Consider the following 17,467-nt stretch of genomic DNA (forward strand, 5'->3'; position numbering starts at 1 on the left):
CGGGGGCGAACAGCCAGGCGAGCGCCTCGCGGAACAGATCCATCAGCGGACCCCCTCGCCTGCGGCACCACCAACGGAGGCGACGGCGGAGGCAGAGGTGCCCGATCGTCGTCGCCGTGGTGGACGCCGCGCCCACGGCATCAGCAGCCGCCCACCGAGGGCCAGCAGCAGATCCAGGACGAGCGCGATGACCACGGTCATCACGATCCCGGTGGCGATCTCGGCCATGATGCCGCGCTGCAGTCCATCGGTGAACAGCAGTCCGAGGGAGTCGATGCCGACCAGGATCCCCACCGTGACCAGGCTCACCGTGCTCACCGTCACCACCCGCAACCCGGCGAGCAGCGCCGGGCCGGCCAGCGGCAGGTCCACCGCCCAGAACCGCCGCCACGGTGAGTAGCCGACGGCCACCGCAGAGCGGCGCACGGACTCGTCCACCGAGGCGAACGCGTCCGCGGCGAATCGGGTCATCAGCGCGACGGCGTAGATGCTCAGCGCGATGATCAGGTTCGCATCGGCCAGCACACTGATCCCGATCACCGGCGGAAGGAGCACGAACAGCGCAAGGGACGGGATCGTGTACAGCAGGCCGATCACGCTGAGCAGGCCGCCGCGAAGCCAGGTGTAGCGCCATGCAGCCAGACCGAGCGGCACGGCGAGCAGGAAGCCGATCACGATCGGGCGCACGCTCAACCACAGGTGCCGGACGCTCAGATCCCACACGTCGGCCCAGTTGGCGGCGAGCCAGGTCACTGTCCGGCGGCCCTCTCCGCCAGCACACCGGCGGGCCGGCCGCGACCGTCCACCACCACCTGGGTGCCGTCATGATCTTCGATCCGCAACGCCCGCTGGCCCCGCTCGGCGCCGATGAACGAGGCCACGAAGTCGTCCGCCGGGGCGGCGAGGATATCCGCGGGTGTGCCCTTCTGTGCGACCACCCCGCCCGGTTTGAGGATCACCACCTGGTCACCGAGGATGAACGCCTCCTCGATGTCGTGGGTGACGAACACGACCGTCTTGTCCAGGCTGGACTGCAGCCGGAGCAGCTCGTTCTGCAGGTCCGAGCGCACGATCGGGTCCACGGCACCGAACGGCTCGTCCATCAGCAGAATGTTCGGGTCCACTGCCAGCGCCCGAGCTACGCCGACCCGTTGCTGCTGACCGCCGGAGAGCTGCCCGGGGTAACGGCGCGCCAGCGCGCGGTCCAGGCCGACGGTGTCCATCAGCTCCAGGCCACGGGTCTCGGACTCCTTCTTCCCGGCGCCGTTCAGCCGCGGCACGGTGACGATGTTGTCCAGCACCCGCCGGTGCGGCAGCAGCCCACCGCCCTGCAGCACGTAACCGATGCGCCGGCGCAGCGTGACCGGGTTCAGCGCGGCCACGTCCTCGTCGTCGATCCGGATCGCACCGGCGGTGGGATCGACCATCCGGTTGATCATCCGCAGCAGGGTTGTCTTGCCGGAACCGGAGGAGCCGACCAACACGGTGATCGTGCGGGACGGGATGACCAGGCTGAACTCCCGCACGGCCTCGGTGCCGTCCGGGAAGTGCTTGCTGACGCGATCGAACTCGATCACGACCGTGCGGCCTCGGTGCCGAGCCCGACCGCCTGTTGACGCAACATTGTTCGAGCCTAACGTGAGGGTCCGACATCGCACCCGGGCGCCAGGCCCCGTTCGCACACCCGAGAGCGCGAACAGACGAGCACAGGAGCCCCAGTCGCGGTTCAATGGGACTGTTCGACCTCGCCACTGGCCAGCCCCGTGAGGGAGGTCCACAGTAGGAACCCCACGGTGGTTTTCCTGCCCGCCAGTCGGGCGGCGCGTGCGAAGGAGCAGTCATGAAGAAGTTGATCAACGACCCCCATCAGGTGGTGGCCGAGAGCGTGGCCGGCTTCGTGGCCGCACACGCCGATCTGGTCCAGTCCAGCGAAGACCCGGAGACGCTGTTCGTCTCCCGTGCCGGCGGTGCGGTGGCCGGCAAGGTGGGCCTGGTCAGCGGGGGCGGTAGCGGGCACGAACCGTTGCATGCCGGATTCGTCGGCACCGGCATGCTGGATGCTGCTGTGCCGGGCGCGATGTTCACCTCACCCACCCCGGACCCGATCCAGGCGGCCACCCAGGCGGCCGATGGTGGCGCCGGTGTGCTGCACATCGTGAAGAACTACACCGGAGACGTCCTCAACTTCGAGACCGCCGCCGAGCTCGCCGAGCTGGACGACATCATGGTCAAGTCCGTCGTGGTCAACGATGACGTCGCCGTGCAGGACTCGCTCTACACCGCCGGGCGGCGGGGAGTGGCCGGCACTGTGCTGGTGGAGAAGATCGCCGGTGCCGCGGCCGAGCGCGGTGACGATCTGGACACGGTGCACGAGATCGCCACCCGGGTGAACGCGGGTGTGCGTTCGATGGGCGTGGCCCTGACCGCGTGCACCGTGCCGCACGCTGGCAAGCCGTCCTTCGACCTGGCCGACGATGAGATCGAGATCGGCATCGGCATCCACGGTGAGCCTGGTCGGGAGCGGATCCCGGCAGCGAGCGCTGACGAGATCAGCGGTCGGCTCACCGAGGCCGTTGCCGAGGATCTGGGCGTGACCGGCGGTGACCGGCTGCTGCTGCTGGTCAACGGGATGGGCGGCACTCCGCTCTCCGAGCTCTACATCGTGTACGGCCACGCCCGCGCGATGCTGGAGGCGCGGGGCGCCACCGTGGAGCGTTCGCTGGTGGGCAACTACGTCACCTCCCTGGAGATGCAGGGTGCCTCGGTCACGGTGCTCCGCCTGGACGAGGAGCTGCTCGGCCTGTACGACGCACCCGTGGTCACTCCGGCCCTACGGTGGGGAGCATGAACACCGAAGTAGACGTGACCTGGGCGAGAGACTGGGTCAAGGCGAGTGCCGCCGTCGTGGCGGAGAACCGGGTAGCGCTGATCGATCTCGACCGCGCGATCGGCGACGGGGACCACGGCGAGAACCTGGACCGCGGCTATACCGCGGTGCTCGGCAAGCTGGCCGACGCTGAGACCAGCACAGTGGGCGAGGTGTTCGCGCTGGTGGCAAAGACCCTGATGTCCACAGTGGGCGGGGCCGCTGGGCCGCTGTACGGCACCGCCTATCTGCGCGCCGCCAAGGTGGCCCAGTCCCAGAGCCTGGATGCGGCGGGTGTGGCCGACGTGCTTGATGCGGCGCTGGGTGGGATCGTCGCCCGCGGCAAGGCTGAGCTCGGTGACAAGACGATGGTGGATGCGTGGTCTCCGGCCGCGGCTGCGGCACGGGAGGTCGCTGCCGCCGGGGGTAGTGCGGGTGCAGCGTTGACTGCTGCCGCCGATGCCGCGGAGCAGGGCGCTGCTGCCACTGAGCCGTTCGTGGCGCGCAAGGGCCGGGCCTCCTATCTGGGTGAGCGTTCGGCCGGGCACCGGGACCCGGGCGCGCAGTCCAGTGCGCTTCTGCTGCGGGCCGCGGCAGACGCCGCTGCGGGGGCAGGATGAGCAAGCCGACGGCGGTGCTGCTGGTTTCGCACTCGGCGCAGCTGGCGGCCGGAGTCGCCGAAGTGGCCGAGCAAATGGCACCGGACGTGCTGATCCGGCCCGCCGGCGGTACGGAGGACGGCAGGATTGGCACCAGTTATGACCTGGTCGACCAGGCGGTGACGGGCCTGCTGGACGAGGGAGTCGACGCCGTCGTGCTGCTCACCGATCTCGGGTCGGCGGCGCTGACTGCGGAGTCGGTGCTCGAGCTGCGCGAGGATGACCGGCTGCAGCTGGCCGACGCCCCGTTCGTGGAGGGTGCTGTTGCCGCGGCGGTGGCCGCTCAGGGTGGCGGGGACGCCGCAGTGGTGCGTGCGGCCGCTGAGGATGCGGTATCCAGTTTTGCCGGCGACGGCGCAGCCCGGGCGGGTCGGCAGGCTCACCCGGGCGAGGTGGAAGCTGGTGAGGGTGCCGCCGGTGGCGGCACTGCAGTTGGTGAGCGTTCCGGGGCTGCTGGGGCTGACGAGGGTACTGAGGCTGCTGACGAGGGCGGGCTGGAGTGCACGCTGGTGCTGCGCAACGCGCTCGGTCTCCACGCCCGGCCCGCGGCCCAGTTGGCGCGGAAGATGAGCGAGTTCGACGCCGAGGTGAGGGTGAACGGTGTGGATGCCGCGAGCGTGTTGGCGTTGATGGGGCTAGGGCTCACCGGGGGAGCGGAGATCCAGGTGCGGGCCAGCGGTCCGCAGGCGGTTGAGGCGATGGCGCTGCTGGAAGCCGATGTGGAGGCGGGCTTCGGCGAAGAGTGACGGCGCTGCTGGCGTGATGGGCTGCTCTGTGATCGACCTCACCACCCCAGAGTCGAATTTGCAGTTGATGCACTTTTGCATGGCGAGTAATCTTTCATACCGTGCAAGAAGATGAGCTGGGTCTGCGTGAGCGGAAGAAGCGCGCCCGCAGGGACGCGCTGATCGACGCTACCCACGAACTGGTGCGGGAGAGGGGCCTGGAGCAGGTCACCGTCGAGGAGATCTGCGAACGGGTGGGTGTCTCCGTGCGCACCTTCTTCAACTACTTCGACTCCAAGCTCGATGCGGTGTTCGGTATCGCGCACACCACCTTCGACCGCGAGCTTGCCGAGGTCTACGCCACCGGCGGACCCTCCGGAGACCTGGCGGCGGACACCCGCACGCTGGTTGGTGCGCTGCTGCAGTTCCCTGGACCGTCCAAGGATCGCATCGGCACGGCGATCGAGCTGATGAAGTCCGAACCCACCCTCTACACCCGGCACATGGAGCTGTTCGACGCGATCCGCACGGAGATGCAGGACGTGATCGTCCGCAGGCTCGAGCACGAAGGCTCCGAGGCCGCCGCGCGTCCGGAACTGATCGCGATGGCCGTCTTCCACATCGCCCGCTGGGCCACCACGCTCTGGCACGAAGCCGGTAGTGCCGGGCACCCACGGGACTACATCGACGCAGCCTACGGCGACCTGTACGCGGTACTGGGCCCTCCGCCGTCGGGCTGAGCCAGCTGACCCACTCACGCGACCTGCACCGCGCGAGCGGCGAGCAGCCTGAGCGGTATCAGCCCCCCTTGACCACACCTCGCGAACTCTCTCGAAGGAACCTTCATGTCCACAGCAACCGCGCCCGCGCAAGGACAGCCTCCGGTCGTCCTGACCAAGCGCACTGTCTGGTTGATCTTCACCGCGTTGATGGCCGGGATGTTCATGGCCTCCCTGGACCAGTCCATCCTCGGCACTGCGATGCCGACGATCGTCGGCGAGCTCAACGGTGTGGAGCACCAAGGCTGGCTGATCACCGGCTACATCCTCGCCGTCGCGATCGTGATGCCGCTGTATGGCAAGTTCGGCGACCTCTGGGGCCGTCGTTGGCCGTTCCTGGTCTCCATCGCCCTGTTCACCCTGGCCTCCGCGGCTTCCGGGTTCGCCACCAGCTTCGAAGCGCTGGTGTTCTTCCGCGCCATCCAGGGGCTGGGGGGCGGTGGCCTGATGATCCTCTCCCAGGCGATCATCGCCGACATCGTGCCCGCCCGGGAGCGCGGCAAGTACATGGGGCCGATGGGTGCCCTGTTCGGGATCTCCGCTGTGCTCGGCCCGTTGCTCGGTGGGTTCTTCACCGACCACATGGACTGGCGCTGGTGCTTCTGGCTGAACATCCCGATCGGCCTGGCCGCGCTCGCGATCGCGTGGAAGACCTTGAAACTGCCCAGCCACCGCTCGACGAAGAAGCTGGATGTGCCAGGGATCATCCTGCTCGCCCTGGGCACCTCGGGCATCGTGCTCGCCGCGAGCTGGACCTCCTGGACCGGCAACACCGGGTACGACTGGTCCGACCCCGGGCTGCTCGCCATGGTGATCGGCACGCTGGCTGCGATCGGGTTGTTCATCCTGGCTGAGACCCGGGCTGCGGACCCGTTGCTACCGCTGCACCTGTTCAAGAACCGCACGTTCGCGCTGGCCAGTGGGATCGGCCTGGTGATCGGGATGAGCATGTTCGCCGCGCTCGGCTTCCTGCCCACCTTCCTGCAGATGTCCACGGGATCCGGTGTGACCCAGTCGGGGCTGCTGATGCTGCCGATGATGGTCGGGGTGATGCTTACCTCGATCGCCTCCGGGATGGCGATCGTGAAGATCGGGCGGTACCGGATGTTCCCGATCGCCGGTTTGGCCATCGCGACGGCGGGGCTCATCTGGCTCACCCGGCTCACCGGGGATATCTCGATGGTGCTGTTCTCCGCGATGATCTTTGTGCTCGGCGCGGGCCTCGGTCTGGTGATGCAGACGATCGTGCTCGCGGTGCAGAATTCGGTGGACCCGCGTGAGATCGGGACGGCGACCAGCGCGAACAACTTCATCCGCGAGATCGGAGCGGCGGTCGGTACCGCGCTGTTCAGCACGATCTTCACCTCGCGGTTGGTGGACAATCTCACCGACGGATTCACCCAGGCCGGGGTGGCGCCTGGTGCCGGCGGTGACCTCGGGGTGGACTCGCTCACTCCGGACGCAGTCAATGCGATGCCGGATGCGGTGAAGCAGATCGTCGTGGACTCCTACGCCGATGCCCTGGCGCCCTCGTTCTGGTACTTGGTGCCGCTGATGGTGGCAGGCTTCCTGCTGGCCCTGCTGATGCGCGAGGTGAAGCTTTCCGACACTGCCGGGATGGTGGCCCGCGGCGAGGCCGTTGCTGACGGCGACGCGACCACTGCGGAGCGGCGAGTCGAGGCTGAGGTGGTGGTCGCAGCGGAGGCGCTGACGGCAGGTGCGGACCAGGAGGTGCGGGCCGCGGCCGGGTCCGGGTCTGGGTCTGGTGCCGTGTCTGGCGCTGGCGCTGGCGGTGGCGCCGAGCGTGCTGGCGGTGGTACCGAGCGTGCGGGTGGTGGCACCGCCCACGTGGAGGCCGCTCCTGAGGCGGGGACCGGATCTGCTCCAGAGGGCGGGTCGGAGGGCGGCGCCGGCCGGTAGGCCGAATCGCTGATCGACCGGGGAGAGCCCGGGGTGTCGGGATGTACGTACCTGCGACGCCCCGGGCTCTCGCCGTACTGGGGCTGTGTATGCACGCTCACTGGTGCGAGGCCGGTCGAGCTTGGCTGTACTCCAGGAGCTGTGCTGAAGGAGCTGCGCTGCCGTTTCCACACCCCGCCTTGTGAGTGGGCGTGCTATTGCCACGTTTTCCACAGCCCCCCGTCGAGCGAGTGATCGGGCTGCTCGCGTCAGAGCAGACTATACGGAGAAGCCGATTTCGACCGATCTTTCGCGGATGTCGGCGCCGCCGTCACCAGGAGAGCCATGTTTGGAAGAAGTCCTCTCTCCATCGCCTTGTTGGCAGTATGTCGACTGGAGAGGGATTGTCAGTGGACTCACCTAGAGTAGGAGCAGTACCAGAACAAATATTCGAACAATGACCGAGCGGGTTGCGTGGGAGGTGAACAGAGAACAATGTCGTTGACGACCGATACAAGCATTCCAGCCACGGGTGAGCACATCACCGAACGGTTAGCGGGTGTGCGCGCGGAGCTCGAGACAATCGCTCGTGCTCCGTTCGCCCAGCTGGGCCATGAAGCGGCCTGTCAGGTTGCCACCGGGATCGAACAGCTCACGCGTGGCATGGAGGGGCTGCAAGCAGCAGCCGTGGGTGGTTTGGCGGCAGGATCGGGCTGGGCGGCGTCGGGATATCAGTCCTTCCCGGTCTTCTGGAGCGCACACACCCACCGGCGCAAGTCCACCTCCCGGGCCTCCTGGCACCAAGCCCGCGAGGTGGCTGACCATCTGCCCTTGACTGGTCAGGCGATCCAGGCCGGGCAGATCGGTGGTGAGCACGTGAAGGTACTGACCCGGTTTGCCACCAAAACCCAGGCACTGCGCGAGCAGCTCGCCGATGCCGAGATGGGAGAGAGCTTCCTGCTCGCCCAGGCGGCCCGGTTGCCGGTGGAACTGTACTCCCGGCTGGTGAAGGAATGGGCGATTCAGGCCGACCCTGAGTCTGCCGACCGCGGCTGGCGCGAAGAGGGTACGCGGGCGGAGGTGTTCCTCTCCCACGTGATGGATGGGGCCGACCTCCGTGGCTGGTTGGGCACCGAGGATGCACTGGTCTTCGAAGAGGCCCTGCGCGCGGTCATCGGCACGCCTGCAGCCGATGACGAGCGCACCCTGCCTCAACGTCGGGCGGACGCGCTCGTCCAGCTCTGCCGGTCCTACCTGGATTCCGGGCAGGGCCAAGCCAGTGCGAGGATCCGCCCGCATATTGCCCTCACTGTCGACTACCCCACCCTGGCAGCCCTTCTCGCCGCCATCGGAGCCAGGGCTGAAGGGGGACCGGCTACCGCCCGAGACGCGTTCGGCCTGCCGGTTCCCCTAGTCAACGACTCTGGTGGCCAGAGCGGGCCCGGCGGCCCCAACGACGCTGGCAACGACGCCGGCTGTGCTGGTGTGGTGATCCCGGCCGGGCTCGACTACGAATTCCTGCGCGGGGTGGCGCCGGCCACCTTCGCTGACGGCACCCCGATTCCGCACGGCCAACTCGCCAAACTCCTCTGCGACGGGGAGTTTCACCGGGTGATCTTCGGCCCCGAGGGGGAGATTCTCGACTCCGGACGCACCCAACGCTTGTTTACCCCAGGGCAGACCCGGGCGGTTCTGGCTCGGGACCGGCACTGCCAGTACCCCGGCTGCAGCTCCCCACCGTGGCAAGGGGAAATCCACCACAGCATCTGGTGGTATCACCAGGGGCGCACCAGCACCGAGAATGCCATTTTGCTGTGCTGGTACCACCACACCTACGTCCATCAACATCACCTGACCATCACCCAGCGCACCCGCGGGCCGGATAAACGGAGCGAGTGGATCTTCACCGACTCCGATGGCCGACAACGCAAAGCGACACCTCCGCCGGGCCAGGACGGTCCGGTGGAGGGGACCGGGCCGCGAGGCCAGAACGGACAGCCAGAGGGCACTGGGCCGCCGGAGGGCACTGGGCCGCCGGAGGGCAGCAAGCCTCCAGGCCGACCCCCGCCGGTCCCACCACTCCGGGAGTAGCCCTACCACCCGAGAGCGCCTCATGAATGCCGATGTGATCGCAGGACGGTATGCGTCCTGCGACGCATCGGCATGTTGTTGTGCAGTCAGCCCAAACTACGCCGTGGTAGACGCTGCGCTGGGCCCGTCGCTACGCCACGGTCACGGCCGCACCGCTAGCCGCCGATCTCTGCGCTGCCGTCACGATGGCGAGCGTCCGGGCACCGGACTCTCCGTCGGGCTGCGGAGTGCGCCCGGTGCGAACCGCATCCAGGAATTCGCCGATCATCGCTGAGTCGAGGTTCGCCCCGAACGATTCCCAGAGCGCCCCGTCGCTGCCGTGCCCGGCGACATGAGAATTGAACGGGTCGATCCGCATCGAGCCGGCGGTGCCGTGCACCTCGAGGGTGAGTCCACCCCACGTCGGTGCCGACTCCGGCTGACTCCAAGAACTGTCGATCTGCGCGATCACTCCGCTCGGATAGCGGATGTTCACCGCAGCACCGGTTTCCACGTCCCGACCGGCATCGGCACGCAGGATCTGGTTCGTCACCGCGTGCACTTCAGCAGCGGGCTCGCCGAGCAGCTCGTCGAGGAGATCTGCCAGGTGCACCACATGGTCCACCAGCGCACCACCACCGGAGCGCGCCGGGTCGGTGAACCAGGACCGTTCGGCCAGCGGCATCTTGCCGTTGTTCGTCCCGTGCACCGAGATGAGCTGCCCCAGCTGGCCGCTCCGCACCCGCGCGAGCAACTCGCCGAATTCGGGGGAGAAGCGCACCGGATAGGCCGTCATCAGCAGCACTCCGGCTTCCCGCGCCGCGTGGACCATCGCATCCGCATCGGCATCGGTGGTAGCCAGCGGCTTTTCGCACAGCACATGGGCCCCCGCAGCCACCGCCTGTTCGACGAGTTCACGGTGGTCGGCATTCTCGGCCGCTACCACCACTGCGTCCGGTCGCTCGGCGAGCACCGCTGCCACATCGGGCAGGTAACGCAGGCCGTGGTGGTCGGCGAACGCCTTCCCACGCAGCGTGCCCGGGTCCGGTTCGCCGGCATCGGTACCGACCGCCTCCACGCCAGGCGCCTGGGCCAGGAAGCGTGCGTAGCTCGCCGCGTGGGTGTGGGCGAAGGACAGCAGCCCGACTCGTAGGTTGGTCATCGGTTCTCCTCCTTCGAAGCGAATGCCACGCCAGCAGTCAAGCCGTCCCCGCCGCCGCTGCCCGCTGGTAATGGCGGAATCTCGATGGCATCGCCGGTCCGGATCGAGGTCAGGACCGCCTCGGCCACCTGTACGGCGCGGGCACCTTCCGTGCCGGTCACCTGAGCCTCGCGGCCGGCGGTGATCGCCGCCGCGAAGTCCACGATCTCAGCCGTGTAGGGACTGGTTGCCACGTCCACCGGCGGGAGGTAACTCTCGCCCTGCTGCTCGGACACATGCACCCGGGTGGCGTCCTGGCGAGCGGAATCATGGCGGAGCACTCCGCTGTCGCCAGCGATATCGAACGATGAGCTGAACGGCAGTTTCGGGTGGCCCCACACGCCGTAGCACTGGCTGATGGCACCCGAGGCGTGCGTCAGGGTCACGGTCGCGCTGGCCGCCCGCACGTCGCGAGCATCAGTCCGGGTCACCGAGCGCGCAAAGACGCTTACCGCCGGACCCGCAAACCACTCCGCCTGGTCCAGGTCGTGGATCATCTGGTCCAGCACGATGCCACCGGAGGTCTCCTCGTCGAAGAACCAGTCCGCCCGCGGTGCAGCGCTCATCCTCCGGAACCGGCAGACGGCGATTCGTCCGATCTTTCCGGCCGTCACCGCGGCGTGGGCGCGTGCGTAGGCCGGGAAGTAGCGGACCACGTGCGCAGGGAAGAGCCGCACCCCTGCCGTTCGTGCTGCAGCCACGACCTCCTCGGCCGCGGCAGTGGTGCGCGCCAAGGGCTTCTCGCACACGACGTGCTTACCGCGCGCGATCGCCGCCAGGGCAAGGTCTGCGTGGGTGTGCGTCGGCGTGACGATGTCCACCACGTCTACCTGTTCCCACAGCTCGACCAAGGAAGCCACTGGCCGCAGCCCGTGCGCCTGCGCCAGGTCGTCGGCGCCGTGCAGGGAGTAGACGACGACGTCCGCGCCAAGGGAACGCCAGGCCGGTGCGTGCACCCGCGAGATGCTGCCGGCGCCGATCAGCCCCACACGGAGTGGGGTGGGGGTGGGGTGCACGGGTGATGAACCTCGTCTCGTTCCGGGGGTGGGAGTCAGGTCTCGTGCCCGGTCCAGGCTCGGACCTCGTGAAGTGCCGTCCAGTCCATCATGGGTGAGCACGGAAGTAGTCGACGACATCCTGGGGGAGTGGCGGTACGTCACGTGGCGTCGAGGAGTCTCGGAGCGACTCGGTGGCCGCCACCGCCGTGGCGACAGCCTGTCGGGCCGCCACCGGGGAGGTGACTGTCGCCCCGCCATGACCGAGGAAATCCAGGAACTCGGTCATCGTGTCCTGGTCGGCGTCGCTGTGACCGGCCTGGTCGCCACCGATCGGGTACTCGCGGTCGCCCTCAGCCTGATAGGTGTGGCGACGGTTCCACAACCGGATGACGCCGCCGGCGGTGTCCCCGAAGTTCTCGATCCGCCCCTGTGTGCCGATCACCGTGTAGTTGCGCCAGTAGTCGGGGGTGTAGTGGCACTGCTGGTAGGAGGCGAACACTCCGTTGTCGAGTTGCAGCTGCACCATGGACAGGTCCTCGACGTCGATTACCGGATTCACCTCTCGCTGGCTCAACGGCGGCCAGTTCTCCATATCGAACCAGTCCGGCATCGAGCGATCTGAGTTGTCCCGCCGATCGGTGATGTCCCCGTACAGCGTCAGTGCGCCCATACCCACCACGCGGGTGGTGTAGCCACCGGCCAGCCAGTGGATGACGTCGATATCGTGCGCGCCCTTCTGCAACAGCAGGCCTGTGCTCCGCGCACGGTCCGCGTGCCAGTCCTTGAAGTAGAAGTCGCCGCCGTTCCCCACGAAGTGCCGGCACCAGATCGACTTCACCTCGCCGATCTCGCCGCGGGCGATGATCTCGCGCATCGTGCGGACGACGGACATGTGCCGCATGTTGTGGCCCACGTACAGCTTGGTACCCCTGCGCGCGGCTGCGGCCAGGACCGCATCAGCATCGGCAGTGGAGATAGTGATCGGCTTCTCCAGGTAGACCGCGACATCTCGGGTGAGCAACTCTGTGGCTACAGCGGCATGTGTGTCGTCCGGGCTGAGCACCAGAGCAGCGTCGACGGCGGTGCCGGAGTCAAGTAGCTCGGTGACGGAGGTGACGTGCGGTGCCGGAGCGTCGAGCCGCTCCGCCAACCGGCGTGACGCGGACGGCACCGGGTCGACGTAGGCGGCAATCACAGCTCGTTGGCCCGCGATCGCGTGGGCAGCGATCGTGGCTCGCGCACCACAGCCCACGACCGCCAGCCGCACACTCGGGTCGGGGCTGTTCATCGTGTGCTCGCAACCTCTCGGTCGGGGTCGTTCATCGTGTGCTCGCAACCTCTCGGTCGGGGTGATGTCTAGTCGGCCCCACGAGTGTCCGGGTCGCCGGCGCCGTACCGGGCGCCATCATGGCAGGCCCCGAACCCGTGGCGGTGCAGGCGATCGTGGGGCCGGGTTGCCGTGTCGCAACCATTAGGCTGGCAGGGTGAACACCCCGCACGCGGCATCCCGCCGTCCCGGTGTCGCCGGCGACCGCCCGAGCGCTGGTCCGGCACCCGAGGCGAGCGCTGGTGCGGGCAGCGCCCGGACCGAAGGCACGGACACGCCACGGGCCGAGGACACCGGCCCGCCACGGACCCAGGGCACCGAGCCCGCACGGACGCCGCGTCGGCAACGGCCGGCTCGCCCGATGTTCGGTAGCACCGTGCTGTGGAGCGAGGTGTTCGTGGTCTTCTTCGCCCTGCTGGTGGCGTTCAGCCTCCGAGTCGCCGACCCCACCGTGCTGGGCATACTCGGCGCCGTCGGGATGGTTGCGTGCGCCGTTGCCGCACGTCTGCAGCGCACCCGCGCCGGAATCGTGCTCGGCTCCGCCGTCCAGATGCTGCTTCTGCTCGGCGGCTTCCTGGTACCGACCATGTTCGTGGTCGGTGGGGTGTTCGCGATTATCTGGGCGCTCGGCGTCTGGCTCGGGCTGAAGATCGACCGCGAGCGAGCCGAACGCGAGACCAGTGCCAGTACCACCCACGCAGCAACGGAAGGTAACGGATGACCGCCGAGAACGAACGTACCTTGATCCTGATCAAGCCCGATGGGGTCCAGCGCGGCCTCACCGGCCAGATCCTCGCCCGGGTCGAGGCGAAGGGCTACACCCTCAGTGCGGTGGAACTGCGCCAGGCCGACGACGGACTGCTCGCCGCGCACTACGCCGAGCACGAGGGCAAGCCGTTCTACGCGCCGCTGGTGGACTTTATGAAGTCCGGCCCGGTGCTGGCGGCGATCGCAGAAGGTCACCGGGTGATCGAGGGATTCCGCTCCCTGGCCGGGGCCACCGATCCCACCGCCGCCTTGCCCGGGACCATCCGCGGTGACCTCGGCCGAGACTGGGGCCTGAAGGTGCAGCAGAACCTGGTGCACGGCTCGGACTCCACTGAGAGCGCCGAGCGGGAGATCGGCCTCTGGTTCCCCGGTCGCTGAGGCTCCGCTGGTTCCCCGGTCGCTGAGGCTTCCGGACCGCTGAACTGCACGTCCGCTCCGCATGTGCCTGACATACGGCCACTCTCTGCCGGGTTTGTCCTAACAAAGGTTGCGCTCGATACTTGGGCGGTGGGACGATGACGGCGACCCGACCGCACGCCCGCGCGCTCAGTGACGTAGCGCAGGTGGTGGGCGGACCCATCGTCAGGAGGACCATGTCCGCGCCCAGCATCCAGCACTTCATCAACGGTCGGCTGCGAGACGGTAGCGGTGGGCGAATCGAGGTGCAGAACCCGGCCACCGGCCAGGTCAGCGGCACCATCGATGCTGCCGGTGCGGATGAGCTCGCGGAGACCATCGCGGCCGCCACCACCGCCTTCGAAGACTGGTCCCAGCAGTCCCTGAGCCGACGCGCGAGCGTGCTGTTCGCCTTCCGGGAGCTGGTCGCCGCACATAGCGACCGGATCGCTGCCGCCATCTCCGCCGAGCACGGCAAGACCCTCGCCGACGCCGCCGGCGAGGTCGCCCGCGGGCTGGAGAACATCGAGTTTGCCTGCGGACTGCCACAGCACCTGCAGGGCGGTTACGCCGACCAGGTGAGCACCGGCGTCGACGTCTACTCCTATCGTGAACCGCTCGGGGTTGTTTCCGGCATCACCCCGTTCAACTTCCCGGCGATGGTGCCGCTGTGGATGGCGCCGATCGCGATCGCCTGCGGTAACTCCTTCATCCTCAAACCTTCTGAACGGGACCCCTCCGCCGCTCTCGTGCTCGCCGACTTGTGGCAGCAGGCCGGCCTTCCGGACGGTGTGTTCAACGTGCTGCACGGTGGTCCCGGCCTGGTGGACGCGATCCTCGCCGACCCGGGAATCGCCGCGGTCTCCTTCGTCGGCTCCACCCCGATCGCCCGGCACGTCTACGAACGTGCCTCCGCTCACGGTAAGCGGGTGCAGGCCCTGGGCGGGGCGAAGAACCATGCCGTGGTGCTGCCGGACGCGAACGCGAACGCCACCGCAGCCCACCTGGTGGCGGCCGGCTACGGATCTGCCGGCCAACGGTGCATGGCGATCTCCGCCGTCGTGGCGGTGGGCACTGTTGAGCAGGTGCAGCCTCTGCTGACCGAGCTGCAGACCCAGGCCAGCGCCGTCGTCGTCGGTCCATATACCAACGACCAAGCCGAGATGGGCCCGGTGATCACCGCGCAGGCCCGCGAACGCGTCCGCTCGATCGTCACCGAGGCCGAGACCGGTGGCGCCCGCATCCTCCTCGACGGCCGCGACCTGGTCGTGACCGGCCACGAGAACGGCCATTTCGTCGGCCCGATCCTGCTCGACGAGGTCACCCAGGACTCGGTCGCCTACACCGAGGAGATCTTCGGCCCGGTGCTCGTGGTGCTGCGGGCACGGGACCTGGACGAGGCACTGGCCATCGTCAATGCCAATCCGTACGGCAACGGTGCTGCCATCTTCACCGGCGACGGCGGAGCGGCCCGGCACTTCCAACGTCACGTGCAGTCCGGGATGGTGGGGATCAACGTGCCGATCCCGGTGCCGGTCGGATCCTTCTCCTTCGGCGGCCGCAAGGATTCCCTGTTCGGCGACACGCACGTCTACGGCCGAGAGGGTGTGGCGTTCTACACCCGGGCGAAGGCAGTCACCGCCCGCTGGCCGGAGCCGTCCGCTGCGCAGCGGGGCCCCAGTGGCGCCTCGATGGCCTTCCCCGCCGGGCAGCAGGCATGACCGCCGGCATCACCCTGGCCAATGCGCCGGTCTCCTACGGCGTGTTCGAGCTGTCCGCGTCTGAGGGAGTGGACCTCCCCGGCCCGGAGGAGCTGGCCAGGGTGATCGCCGCGGCCGGGTACACCGGGATCGACTCCGGGCCGATCGGCATGCTTGGCCGCGGTCAGAAGCTGCGAGACCGGCTCGCTCGGCATGGCCTGTCCCTCGCCGGTGGCTGGGTGGACCTTCCGTTCTCCGATGCCGAGGCGTTCACCGCGGCTCTGCCCGGCTACCGAGACGCTCTCGCCTTCTTCGCCGAGGGCAACGACCCCGCACGGCCCGCGCGGCCCACCCTCGCCGACTCCGGTTCCGAGCAGCGCCGCGCCCATCCCGGCGGAGGGCCAGGGCTGAGCCTGGGCGAACGCGGCTGGGACACGTTGGCAGCCAACGTGAGCACCGCCCTAGAGCTGGCGCGCGAGGCCGGTCTCGAGCCGACCTTCCACCACCATGCCTGCACCCACGTGGAGACGCCGGCCGAGATCGACGAACTGCTCGCCCGCAGCGATGTGGGTCTGACCCTGGACACCGGCCATCTACTTCTCGGCGGCGGTGACCCACTCACCGGGCTGCACCGCTGGGCGAGCCGGATCGACCATCTGCACCTGAAGGACGTGCGCCGGTCGGTGCTCGACGAGGTGGTCGCCGCCAGGGCGGGGATGCGCAAGGTGTGGACCGACCGGGCCTTTGTTCCGCTCGGCGAGGGCGACCTGGACCTGGAGGCGGTGATGACGCAGATCCTCAGCAGTGGCTACACCGGCTGGCTCGTCGTGGAGCAGGATGTCATCCCGCAGGTCGGTGACGACCCTCACCGTCCGCAGCGCGAACAGGTGCACAACCGCGAGGTGCTGCGCCGGTGGTTTCCGTGAGGCTGCGGATCGGCGTGCTGGGGCTCGGCGCTGTGGTGCAGAGCGTGCACCTGCCGCTGTTGCTGCGCCGCTGGGCTGAGTTCCAGGTGGTGGCTGTGGCAGACCTGTCCGCCGACCGGGCCGCACAGGTTGCCGATCGCTACGGGATCGAAGGGATGTTCACCTCCACGGCGGAGCTGCTCGCCGCACACGGGGACGGCACCTGTCCGTTGGATGCCGTCCTGGTGGCCACCTCCGGGACGCACGGGGCAGACTCGCTGGCGGTCGCTGAGGCGGGGCTGCCGGTGTTCTGCGAGAAGCCGCTTGCGCTCGCCGAGGCCGAGATCGACCGGCTGGAGGCAGCCGGCGCAAGGGTCCAGCTCGGCTACATGAAGGAATACGATCCGGCGACGGCGGAGCTCGCCCGGGTACTGGACGGCACCCGGGTGCGGGCGGTCACCGTGGAGATCCTGCACCCCAGCGCCGAACGTCAGCTGCGGTTCGCGAACCTGCTGCCCCCACCGACAGATGTTGGCGCCGACCGGCTGGCAGCCGCGACCGGCCCTACCCAGGCAGCGCTGGACACAGCCGTCGGCACCGGAACGGCGCAGCAGTGGCGGGACCTGTACGCGAACGTGGTGCTCGGCTCGATCGTGCACGACCTCTCCCTGCTCCGGCACCTGGGCTACGCCGTCGCCGAGGTGCAGACCGCTCACCAGTGGGCTGCCGAGGGTGGGCATCCAGGCTCGGTCGAGGCCGGCGGCACCCTCACCGGAGGCGCTCGATGGCAGCTGGGCTGGCACTACCTGCCGGACTACCCCGACTACCGGGAGACGGTGACCTTCCACCACGACACCGGTAGCGCGAGCCTGACTTTCGGTGTGCCGTACCTGCTGAACGCCGCGACCGTGCTGACCGTGGTCACCGCTGCCGACGACGGCGAGGTGCGCGCCGAGTACCGGTGGCCCCAGCAGGAGGCGTTCGAGAACGAGCTGCTCGCCTTCTCCGCCTTCGTCCGCACCGGAGCCGCACCACACTCGCAGACGGCGCAGGGCCGGGCGGACCTGGTCGTCGCCCAGCAGATTGTGGCCCGGCTGACCGGCGGTGCGGTGGCTGGGGAGGCGGTCCGCCGCTGAGCGTTCGGGACTCCCGCCGGGCGTGGGAAGATGCCGGG

General features: G+C 68.6%; 16 protein-coding genes. 11 read left to right on the forward strand and 5 right to left on the reverse strand.

The window, feature by feature from the left end:
- Positions 1 to 42: 42 nt before the first annotated feature.
- The gene (locus FU260_RS07340) at positions 43 to 753 is read right to left on the reverse strand and encodes an ABC transporter permease (RefSeq protein WP_147916469.1); all 711 of its coding nucleotides are present in this window, start codon (positions 751 to 753) and stop codon (positions 43 to 45) included.
- Positions 750 to 1,577, reverse strand: coding sequence for an ABC transporter ATP-binding protein (locus FU260_RS07345; RefSeq protein ID WP_147916470.1), 828 nt, complete (start codon positions 1,575 to 1,577; stop codon positions 750 to 752). The genes FU260_RS07340 and FU260_RS07345 overlap by 4 nt, the downstream gene beginning before the upstream one ends.
- 263 nt (positions 1,578 to 1,840) lie before the next feature.
- Here FU260_RS07345 and dhaK point away from each other — a divergent pair, with 263 nt between their 5' ends.
- From dhaK to FU260_RS07375, 6 genes are all read left to right on the forward strand, one after another.
- Positions 1,841 to 2,848: a dihydroxyacetone kinase subunit DhaK gene (gene dhaK, locus FU260_RS07350; RefSeq protein ID WP_147916471.1), complete on the forward strand. Its 1,008-nt coding sequence runs from the start codon at positions 1,841 to 1,843 to the stop codon at positions 2,846 to 2,848.
- Entirely contained in the window at positions 2,845 to 3,486 is a 642-nt protein-coding gene (gene dhaL / locus FU260_RS07355; protein WP_147916472.1) for a dihydroxyacetone kinase subunit DhaL, read from the forward strand. Before dhaK ends, dhaL begins: the two co-directional genes overlap by 4 nt.
- Positions 3,483 to 4,271 (forward strand): dihydroxyacetone kinase phosphoryl donor subunit DhaM, encoded by a 789-nt coding sequence (gene dhaM / locus FU260_RS07360; protein ID WP_147916473.1) that lies wholly within the window; start codon positions 3,483 to 3,485, stop codon positions 4,269 to 4,271. The genes dhaL and dhaM overlap by 4 nt, the downstream gene beginning before the upstream one ends.
- A 101-nt stretch (positions 4,272 to 4,372) precedes the next feature.
- Positions 4,373 to 4,990: a TetR/AcrR family transcriptional regulator gene (locus FU260_RS07365; RefSeq protein ID WP_210418218.1), complete on the forward strand. Its 618-nt coding sequence runs from the start codon at positions 4,373 to 4,375 to the stop codon at positions 4,988 to 4,990.
- A gap of 105 nt (positions 4,991 to 5,095) precedes the next feature.
- Positions 5,096 to 6,949, forward strand: a complete 1,854-nt coding sequence (locus tag FU260_RS07370) for an MDR family MFS transporter (RefSeq protein ID WP_147916474.1) — start codon at positions 5,096 to 5,098, stop codon at positions 6,947 to 6,949.
- Between the two features lie 474 nt (positions 6,950 to 7,423).
- Complete coding sequence (locus FU260_RS07375; RefSeq protein WP_147916475.1) at positions 7,424 to 9,019, forward strand: HNH endonuclease signature motif containing protein; 1,596 nt, start codon at positions 7,424 to 7,426, stop codon at positions 9,017 to 9,019.
- A gap of 130 nt (positions 9,020 to 9,149) precedes the next feature.
- Here the strand turns inward: FU260_RS07375 and FU260_RS07380 are convergent, their stop codons facing one another.
- The 3 genes from FU260_RS07380 to FU260_RS07390 all read right to left on the reverse strand — a co-directional run bounded on the left by FU260_RS07380 (position 9,150) and on the right by FU260_RS07390 (position 12,485).
- Positions 9,150 to 10,160 (reverse strand): Gfo/Idh/MocA family protein, encoded by a 1,011-nt coding sequence (locus FU260_RS07380; protein WP_147916476.1) that lies wholly within the window; start codon positions 10,158 to 10,160, stop codon positions 9,150 to 9,152.
- Positions 10,157 to 11,215: a Gfo/Idh/MocA family protein gene (locus FU260_RS07385; protein WP_268957780.1), complete on the reverse strand. Its 1,059-nt coding sequence runs from the start codon at positions 11,213 to 11,215 to the stop codon at positions 10,157 to 10,159. The genes FU260_RS07380 and FU260_RS07385 overlap by 4 nt, the downstream gene beginning before the upstream one ends.
- Positions 11,216 to 11,303: 88 nt before the next feature.
- On the reverse strand, positions 11,304 to 12,485 hold the full coding sequence (locus FU260_RS07390) for a Gfo/Idh/MocA family protein (protein ID WP_147916478.1): 1,182 nt from the start codon (positions 12,483 to 12,485) through the stop codon (positions 11,304 to 11,306).
- Positions 12,486 to 12,681: 196 nt separating this feature from the next.
- Between FU260_RS07390 and FU260_RS07395 the strand changes: the two genes are divergently transcribed.
- The 5 genes from FU260_RS07395 (at position 12,682) to FU260_RS07415 (ending at position 17,429) form a co-directional block, all read left to right on the forward strand.
- Positions 12,682 to 13,245, forward strand: a complete 564-nt coding sequence (locus FU260_RS07395; RefSeq protein ID WP_147916479.1) for a DUF4233 domain-containing protein — start codon at positions 12,682 to 12,684, stop codon at positions 13,243 to 13,245.
- Positions 13,242 to 13,670, forward strand: a complete 429-nt coding sequence (ndk, locus tag FU260_RS07400) for a nucleoside-diphosphate kinase (RefSeq protein ID WP_147916480.1) — start codon at positions 13,242 to 13,244, stop codon at positions 13,668 to 13,670. Before FU260_RS07395 ends, ndk begins: the two co-directional genes overlap by 4 nt.
- A gap of 215 nt (positions 13,671 to 13,885) precedes the next feature.
- Complete coding sequence (locus FU260_RS07405; protein WP_147916481.1) at positions 13,886 to 15,409, forward strand: CoA-acylating methylmalonate-semialdehyde dehydrogenase; 1,524 nt, start codon at positions 13,886 to 13,888, stop codon at positions 15,407 to 15,409.
- Positions 15,406 to 16,314, forward strand: coding sequence for a sugar phosphate isomerase/epimerase family protein (locus FU260_RS07410; protein ID WP_147916482.1), 909 nt, complete (start codon positions 15,406 to 15,408; stop codon positions 16,312 to 16,314). The genes FU260_RS07405 and FU260_RS07410 overlap by 4 nt, the downstream gene beginning before the upstream one ends.
- Positions 16,302 to 17,429: a Gfo/Idh/MocA family protein gene (locus tag FU260_RS07415; protein WP_147916483.1), complete on the forward strand. Its 1,128-nt coding sequence runs from the start codon at positions 16,302 to 16,304 to the stop codon at positions 17,427 to 17,429. Before FU260_RS07410 ends, FU260_RS07415 begins: the two co-directional genes overlap by 13 nt.
- The last annotated feature ends 38 nt before the right edge of the window (positions 17,430 to 17,467 follow it).

It is taken from the genome of Ruania zhangjianzhongii (assembly GCF_008000995.1).
Lineage (GTDB): Bacteria > Actinomycetota > Actinomycetes > Actinomycetales > Beutenbergiaceae > Ruania > Ruania zhangjianzhongii.